The sequence below is a fragment of the Vibrio sp. 970 genome, from assembly GCF_033339075.1.
On the sequence record NZ_JAWOTW010000540.1, the window covers coordinates 1 to 598 of the forward strand.

The following is a 598-nucleotide window of genomic DNA, read 5'->3' on the forward strand; positions in this document are numbered from 1 at the left end:
AAAGTCACTATAAATCAAGCGACTGAGCACGTCATTCAACTTTGCTCGTCGACACGGCCAGCAGATGAAACATGGCTGAATGAAGAGATGCAAGCCGCTTATATTCAGCTATCCAACCTAGGGCATTGCCACTCAGTAGAAGTATGGCATGACAACACGCTTGTTGGCGGTTTATACGGCATTAGCGTGGGTCAACTTTTTTGTGGCGAGTCCATGTTCAGTTTGAAAGACAACGCATCAAAAATCGCGTTGTGGTATTTGTGCACGCATTTGGCGTCAAAGCATGGTCAATTAATAGATTGTCAGGTGATGAACCCGCACTTGGCATCCCTCGGCGCATTTGAACTTGACCGAGACGAGTCCATACAAAAGCTACTATCTTTAAGAGAAAAGCAAACGGCTTCTGACACCTTTACGCCCCAAGTTTTGCAGGATTCAGAATCATGAGCACAGATCTACAACACATTCGAATTGGGTTAACCAACAACCATCCTTGTAGCTATTTACTGGAGCGACAAGAGCGTGTTGCGGTGGCATTGGACGCTGAATTACATACTGAACAAAACTATCAACTATTGATGGCTAATGGCTTTCGTCG

The 598-nt window shown here is 45.2% G+C and carries 1 protein-coding gene and 1 pseudogene; both read left to right on the forward strand.

From position 1 onward, the window contains the following. Nucleotides 1–447, forward strand: a 447-nt coding sequence (gene aat / locus R7Q11_RS27750) for a leucyl/phenylalanyl-tRNA--protein transferase (RefSeq protein WP_225467180.1), incomplete at its 5' end; no start/stop codon positions are given. Continuing rightward, a pseudogene (locus tag R7Q11_RS27755) lies at nt 444–598 on the forward strand (arginyltransferase); the annotation flags it as partial. The gene aat and the pseudogene R7Q11_RS27755, both read left to right, overlap by 4 nt.